This window comes from Allostigmatella hybrida (genome assembly GCF_020103775.1).
Lineage (GTDB): Bacteria > Myxococcota > Myxococcia > Myxococcales > Myxococcaceae > Hyalangium > Hyalangium aurantiaca.
This window is the reverse complement of record NZ_JAHXBH010000011.1, coordinates 198,847-206,448: the sequence shown is the minus strand read 5'-3', so window position 1 is coordinate 206,448 and position 7,602 is coordinate 198,847. Positions and strand designations below refer to the sequence as shown.

Sequence of the window (7,602 nt, the reverse complement as noted above, 5' to 3'; positions counted from 1 at the left end):
CATGGGTAGGCAACCCCATCATGTCTTCGCCTACCCGTCGAGTAGGTTCTCTCGGTTACCCCAACAGACTCCTAGCCATTCCGGGGCACCCAGCTCCACAGCTCCCCGGTGTTGAGCGCGGAGGCGGACTGAATCACCTGCCACAGCGCCGTCTGCGCGGCCCGGAGCGGGGTGACGGTGCCCGGCGACAGGTCCGTGCGCGTGAGCTGCCGCTCCAGCCCGGCGGCGAGCATGGCCTGCTGCCAGGACCAGATGACGGTGCCGTGGTAGTCGCCCCGGGTGAAGGTGCTGTGCAGCGAGGAGCCCGGCTCCGCGAGCGCCGTGCTGGCCACGACGATGCCCGAGCCGGTGCGCAGCCCCGCGGGGAACGGCCGGAGGATGCGGCCCGCGGCCTCCGTGAGGAAGGCCTCGGGCGGGGTGTTGAAGAGCAGGAGGAAGCCGTCATCCGTGTTCATGACGGGCACCGGGGCGCCCGCCGCGTCGAGCGACACGGCCCGGTACGTGACGGGCCCGGTGAGCGAGGCCACCGCGGGCGCGGCCTCCAGCCCCACGCGCGTGGCGTAGCTGCGCACGCGCTCCTGGGCCGTGGGCAGGTCCACGTCCACCTGGAAGAACCCGGCGGCATGCGTCTCCCAGACCTCCGCCATGGCGTTGAGCGTCGCGGCGCGCTCCGTGCCCGCGCCGAGCAGCCCCGCCGCATAGAGGCTCGCGGCACCCCGCAGCGCCGCGGGGACGAGCGATGCATTTACATCGAAGGGGTACTTGCCGAAGCCCAGGCCCGCGCCCGAGTCGCGCCAGTTGCCGACCTCGGGGTGGGTGATGGCCACCAGGTTGGAGGCGATGGGGTTCTGGCTGAAGGGCTGGGCCTTGCGGACCACGAGCTCGATGTTGCGCAGCACGGCGCTCTGGTAGCTCTCGCCGGACGGCGTCTTCCGGGCGAGGAACTCCTGGATGTGCCCCTGTCCCGCGGGGCTCGCGGCATAGGCGGCAAGCGCGGCGGGGAGGATGAAGTCGCTGTCGACCATCTTGTAGTCGAGCCAGGGCGAGAACATGTCCCCGGGCGGCGGGGGCGGCGGCTCCTGGTTGCCGGTGCGGACGACCCAGGCGTAGTCCCCGAGCGCCTCCTCGTGGGCCACGGCGCCCTCGGGCCCGAGCCGGTCAATCACCGCGCCCAGGCCCGCCTCCATGACGGGGGCCTGAAGCACGGGCATGAGCATGCGCAGGGACAGCAGGGTGTCGCGCCCGAAGTAGGTGAGGAAGCGCCAGGAGCCCGCCAGGAGCTTCTCCCGGTAGGAGAGGAAGGCGAGCGCGTTCAGGGCCTCGGGGTTGTTCGCGGCCCCGGCGGTGACCAGCTCATTCAGCGGAATGGGCGTCAGCGGGGTGTAGTCAATCAAGGCGGTGGTGCGCAGGCGGATCTTCCCGCTGGGGCCCGCGCGGAAAACGAGCTGGCTTCCCTCCACGGCGCCGGATGTCCCCTCCAGGTACTCCAGCCGGAGCTGGATGTGGTGCTTCCCATCGAGCGCATTGAACGTGAGGGTGCTGGCGCGTGCCGCCTGCTGGAGCGCGTAATCGAACTCGGGGGGAAGGGTGGCCCCGTAGAAGTAGTCCCGGACGTTGCGCACGTTGCCGAGGACGGCCTTCTTGATGCGCAGCAGCGGCGCGTCGCTCGTCAGCACGGAGCTCACGCCCCACAGGCCATCGGCGAGCTGCACGGGCTCCATCGGGCCTTCCACCACCAGCTCGGTGGGCTGGGCGGGGGGATAGAACCAGACGCCAATGCCCGTGTTCTCGGCGGGGAAGCCCCAGACGACGCGCGGGGCCAGCCCCGAGGTGGTGAGCTGGTGCGCGGCCACCGGGCCCTGGCGGAAGAAGTAATTCAAGACATCAATGCCGGAGACGGCATCGGCAAGATTCTCCGGGACAACGGGGGCAACAAGCCGCAGCGGGTGAAGGACCTGAGGGTGGACATCATCCACCAGGCCTCCACCCGGAGGGTGCGTTAGTAAGGCACCGGCGCGGCGTAGTACTCCAGCGGGCGAAGGTGGGTCATGACCGTGCCAGCGCCAAAGCCAACACCCTGCGGGACGAGGTTGGCGTGGCGGGTCGACAGGCTATCGCCTGCCGCGTTCTGATACAGCTTGAACGGGAGCACCGGCGCCTGGGGGGCTGCGCCGTTATAGGCATACCCCTCGATGGCATCCAGGGCATAGCCCCAAGGCATCGTGACACTGTTGTTGTCCAGGCGGGTCAGGAATTGATCATAGAGCATCGGAGGAAAGCCCCCCAGCGCGTGGTGGCGCTGCACGGTGCTCACCGGCGAGCTCGCGAAAAGGTGAGAAGGGGTGTTGGGCTTGAACAGCGGCCCCTCGTAGCTGTCGGGCAGCCCCGTGTTGGCAAGCTCGTAGTTGCCCGCATCGGCAAAGACGGAAGGATCCGGCTGGTAGAGGGTCTTGAAGTGGGCGTTGGCGTTGGTGGGATTGGGGTGCGGCAGGATGATGATTTGCGACGTGGTGAGATACTGGTTCGTGGTCTTGTGCTTGAACCGGTAGAGCGCGGCATCCAGGAATTTGGAATAGGAGAACAGGATGGCGCCCTTCTGGATCAACTCCTCCCGGGTGTAGTCCTCACAGTAGTGGACGGGTTTGGGCTGATACCTCCGGGGGTCCGGCAGGCGGTCGTTTTCCCAGTCAGCGTCCTGATTGGACTGGCAGGTGCCGTTGAGGGGCAGGGTGGACCAGCGCTTCTTGGTCAGACACACCGCCTGGGCCCGGACGCGCGAGGGGAGCACCGAGGACGTCACGGGCTGGCCCGTACCCACATCCACGAGCGCCCAGGCGGACTCGAAGTAATAGTCCTGACGCACGGGGCCTCCGGCGATGCGGACCTCTCCGTATTGCCCTGTCTCGGTCGGCACGTTCCCCTGGTGGTAGACGGTGATGGGCGTCCCACTGAGGGTGTTGGGCCGGGCCTCGCCGCAGTAGTCCGCGGAGGCCAGGGCGGTGCACGTCACATGGTGGCGCAGCGCGTCCCCCTCGGAGAGCAGCAGCGAGCTGCCGTCGAGCCGGGGATCATTGCTCGGCCAGGGCGTATAGCCCAGCTCCACGCACTTGGCGGCCACGCCTCCCACGGTCGGCGCCGTCGTCCGGGGCAGACACGCGAAGCCAAAGCGCTCATGGGCGGCGCTGTAGTTGCCGCCATTCCAGACGCCGGGAACGGCCACGGCCCATTGATCCGCCTCCGTTCCCGGGCACAGCGGGCCATTGCCCAGGCTGGGCGAGGAATACTCCACCTTGTATTCCCACACCGTGGCGGAAGGCGTGGGGTTGCTGGGCAGGTACCGGTTCAGGTGCCGCTGGGCGCCAGTGATGCGGAACTTCACCACCTCATTGTCGATCGTCTGGGAGAAGTTCACGTTGATGAAGGCAGCGCCTGCCATGCCCTGGGCCCGGAACTCCCCGTGGTCGAGCGCCACCCCGCTCAGCAGAACGTTGCTCAACCGGGCCGTGGACAGGGCAATGCTGGCCCGCTCGAACCGCTCGCGCGCGGTGCCCTGCAGCCGCCGCCCCTGGTCGGGAACGTTGCCCTCGGCCAGGGCTTGGGGCGCCGCCGCCATGAGCCCGCCCATGGCGGTGAGCAGCACCCGGTTCAACCAATGCGTCGTGTCCTTGCGATTCATGCGGTGGGTCTCCTGGCCGACGGGGGGGGCGCGCGGCCCGGGGTGAGGCATTGCAATCACCTTGCCATTGGCCGGCGTCACCCCGGGGGAGGGTCCGGCACGGGGGGCAGCGCACAGATGCGCAGGCCGACATGCGGTGTGCGCTGCGCGGGCTCGCCCCGGGCGTGGTTGCTGCTCCGGGCGGCCACGAGGCTCTGGTAGAAGCTGCCCCCCGAATAGAGGGCCACCGTGGGCTCGGCGGCGACGGTGTTCCACTCCCACACGTTGCCTGCCAAATCGGCGATGCCAAAAGGGCTGTCCGAGGCCGGATGGCTGCCCACCATGTCCGGCCCGAAGGCGAGCGTCTTCTGCCCGTAGGTGATGTCGAAGTTGGCGTCGTCCGGCTCCAACACATCCCCATGGGGGTAGATGCGCGTGTCGGCGCCCCGGGCGGCCCGCTCCCACTCGTACACGTCGCACAGCCGCGCGCCGGGCAGGCGGCCGGACTGGCCCAGCCAGGCCGCGTAGGCGCGGGCGTCCTCCCAGGAGATGCCGGACACGGGGAAGCGCAGCCAGTCCTGCTCGGAGCGGTGGGCGCGCTCCAGGTACGTCATCGGCTGCCCCTCCCGCGCCACGTAGGCGTGCTCCCGCAGGCGGAAGGTGAACTGCCAGGCCCCTTCCGGCAGCTCCTGGAGGCCGACGGACGAGCTGCCACCGATGCTGGCCGCCTGGGGCAGGCGCTGGGCCCGCTCCGCGGGGGGCAGGGCGCGCAGGAACTCGAGCCAGCCGCCATAGGTCACCTCGTGGCGTGCCATGAGGAAGCCCCCCGTGGAGAGCGGGTGGACCGGCTGCGCCTGGAGGAAGTTGCGCCGCACCAGCTCCTCGTCATGGCTTCCGAAGAGGAAGCGGCCCGGGGGGAGGTAGACGTACCCTTCGGGGACGGTGCCGGGCACGGGGATGCGCAGGCGCAGCATTTCCCCCCGCTCCACGCGCAGTGGGTAGAGCACCGGCGGCCGGCCGGGCAGGCGGAAGACGAGGCGGTACGAGCCGGGCTCCAGCGGGACGGGGGCCAGGGGCGCCGTCCCCAGGGGCTGCTCGGCGGAGAGCGTGCGCCGTCCGCCTTCGTCCGCATAGCGCTGCACCGAGACCGTGGCGCCCGAGGGCACCGTGTCGAGGGCCACCCGGGCCGGTGCCTGGAGGCGGCGGCGGTACGTGCCTTCCTCGTCATACAGCTCGAGCTGGTAGGCCAGCTGGTTCCCGAGGGACTCCTGGTGGTCGCGCTCCGCCAGCACCAGGCGCTCGTAGAGGGCCCCCGCGAGCAGGGAGCGCGTGTCGCGGCGCCGGGGGTCCCTCAGGACGGCCTTCTCGAACTCCTGGCGCGCCAAATCATAGCCCCGAGCGTGCATCTCGCCCGTGAGCCGGATGACCTGGGCCCACAGGGCCTCGGCTTCCGCGAACTGGCGGCGGTCAAAGGCGGCGAAGGTCTGCGCCCGGAGCGCCTCGACGGCGACGTTCTGCGACCGCGCCCACGCGAGCACGCGCTGTGCGGTCGCCACGTGCCCCTTCACCTCCTGGTCCGTCTTCAGGCGCAGGAGCAGCAGGTTGCCGCCATAGAGGCACGCGGCCACCAGGGGCAGGGCGAGCACGGCCCCCACGCGCAGCCACCGGCGCCGGCGCACCGCCCGGCGGGAGGCGGCGAGGAAGGCGGCCTCCCGGGGCTCCAGCGCCTCCAGGCCCAGGGGCTCCACCTCGGAGAGGAGCCGGGCCCCCCACAGCGCGTCGCGGACGCGGCCCAGGCGGTGCCACTCCGCTGCGGCCCGCTCCAGGCGCTGGAGGGCCGCCCGGCGCTCGGCATTGCCCGCGAGCCAGCCCCGGAGCTGGTCCCAGCCCGTGAGCAGCGCCTCGTGGGCCACCTCGTACGTGGGCTCCCCTTCCGCCTCGCGCGCCACCAGGAGCCGCCCCCGGACGAGCGCCTCGAGCACCTCCCGGGCCTCCTCCTGGGCCGTGCCGTGGCCCAGCAGCTCCGCGCGGGGGCGCCGGGCCCGGGTGCCCTCGGGGGTGACGAGCCTCAGGAGCAGGTGCCGGGCGGTCTTCTGCTGCGCGGGCAGCAACCGGTGGAGCACGCCATCGGCATGCCGCGCCAGCGCCCCCGACACGCCCCCCAGCGCCTCCAGGGCGGCGGCGGGGATGACGCGGCGCTCCAAGTCGCGCGCCTCCCACAGCTCGGACAGGGCGAACTGGAGCAGGGGCAGCCCCCCCTCGGTCCGGCCGGCCGCCATCAGGGACTCGACGAGGGCCTCCGATTCGAAGGTGACGCCCTGGGCGTGGGCCGGCTCGGTGATGGCCTCCCGGAGCCCGGCCTCCGACAGGGGCCGCAGGAGGAAGAGCGCGCCGGAAATCCCATCTCCCAGGCGGGGCAGGGCCGCCAGCCGGGTGAGGAAGTCCCCACGCACGGTGGCCAGCAGCCGGACGCCGGGGATGCCCTCGGCCAGGCACCCCAGCAGCTCGCTCACCAGGGCGGCCTCCTCGGGCTCGGACAGGGTGAGCAGCTCCTCGAGCGGGTCCACGACGAGCAGGAGGTTCTGCTGGTGGGCCAGGGCCCGGAGCCGCCGCGCCAGCGCGAGGGGGCCCGTGCGCAGCTCCTCCTGCACCTGCGCCTCGGGGCTGCCCAGGTGCGGGGCGAGCGTGGCGGCCAGCGCCGCGAGCGGGCGCCGCCCCGGGACCAGCGTGAGCACCTGCCAGGCCCCTCCCAGGGCCCCCTCGGTGACGCGGGGCAGGAGCCCGGCGTGGCAGAGCGAGGACTTGCCCACCCCGGAGTCCCCCGCCACCAGGAGGAAGGGCTCCGCGCGCAGGCGGTCCAGCAGCGCGCGCACCTCGGCGCCCCGGCCGAAAAACACCTGCCGCTCGCCGGGGGAGAAGGCATGCAGGCCCGGGTAGGGCCGGGCCGCGGGGGCCTGCGCGCCGCGCGCCTCCTCGCCCAGGGACTCCAGCGCCTCGCGCAGCTCCTCCGCCGAGGCGAAGCGCTGGGCGGGCTGGGGCGAGAGGCAGCGGTCGATGAGCGCCGCGAAGCGCGGCTCGATGCCGGGCACCTGGGCGGCCACGGGGGGAACGGGCTGCTGCACGGCCACCTGAAGCTCGGGGAGCCCCAGGCCCTGTAGGGGGGCCCGGCCCACGCACAGCTCGTAGAGGAGCGCGCCCAGCGAGTACACGTCGCTGCGGGGCGTCGCCGGCTCGCCGCGCCAGAGCTCTGGTGCCATGTAGCGGGGCGTCCCCACCCAGGCCCCCGTGAGGGTCAGCGCCGGGGACTGCCCGGGCTGCGGGGCCGGGGGGGGCAGATGGGCGCCCTCCAGAAACGCCTCGGGCAGGGGCGCGGCATGCCCCGGGGGCAGCGTGGCGTCTCCGGGCAGGCCCTCGGGGGCAAGGGCGGGCGGGGCCTGAGCGCGTGCCGCCTCGGAGGGCTCCAGGGCCGCATCCAGGAACTTGGCGAGGCCGAAGTCCAGCAGCTTCACCTCGCCGTCCTCGGTGAGCATGGCGTTGGCGGGCTTGATGTCCCGGTGCAGCACGCCGCGCCGGTGGGCCGCCGCCAGCCCCCGGGTCAGGCCCGTGCCAATCTCACGCGCGCGCTCCCAGGGGACGGGCCAGGAGAGGGTGTCGAGGCTCTGGCCCCGGATGAACTCCGAGATGAGGTAGGGGCGGCGCAGCACCTCGCCCACCCGGTGGATGGAGACGATGTTGGGGTGCTGCAGCCGGGCCACCGCGCGGGCCTCGGTGCGGAAGCGCTCCCGCTGGCCCTCGTCCGGGGCCACGCCCGAGAGGAACTTCACGGCGACGGGGCGGTCCAGGAGCGTGTCCTGCGCGAGGTACACCTGCCCCATGGCCCCCTGCCCCAGCAGGCGGATGAGCCGGTACTCCTCGAAGGACGGAGGGGGCTCCCAGGTGGACACGGC

3 protein-coding genes are annotated in these 7,602 nt (G+C 72.2%); all 3 read right to left on the bottom strand.

Features of this window, described 5'->3' with window-relative positions:
- Window positions 1-71: 71 nt before the first annotated feature.
- Window positions 72-1,976 (bottom strand): hypothetical protein, encoded by a 1,905-nt coding sequence (locus KY661_RS19650; RefSeq protein WP_225411661.1) that lies wholly within the window; start codon window positions 1,974-1,976, stop codon window positions 72-74.
- 23 nt (window positions 1,977-1,999) lie between these two features.
- A complete protein-coding gene (locus KY661_RS19645) occupies window positions 2,000-3,676 on the bottom strand; it encodes an ADYC domain-containing protein (RefSeq protein ID WP_225411660.1) in 1,677 nt (558 codons plus the stop codon).
- Between the two features lie 77 nt (window positions 3,677-3,753).
- Window positions 3,754-7,599: an nSTAND1 domain-containing NTPase gene (locus KY661_RS19640; RefSeq protein ID WP_225411659.1), complete on the bottom strand. Its 3,846-nt coding sequence runs from the start codon at window positions 7,597-7,599 to the stop codon at window positions 3,754-3,756.
- Between the last annotated feature and the right edge of the window lie 3 nt (window positions 7,600-7,602).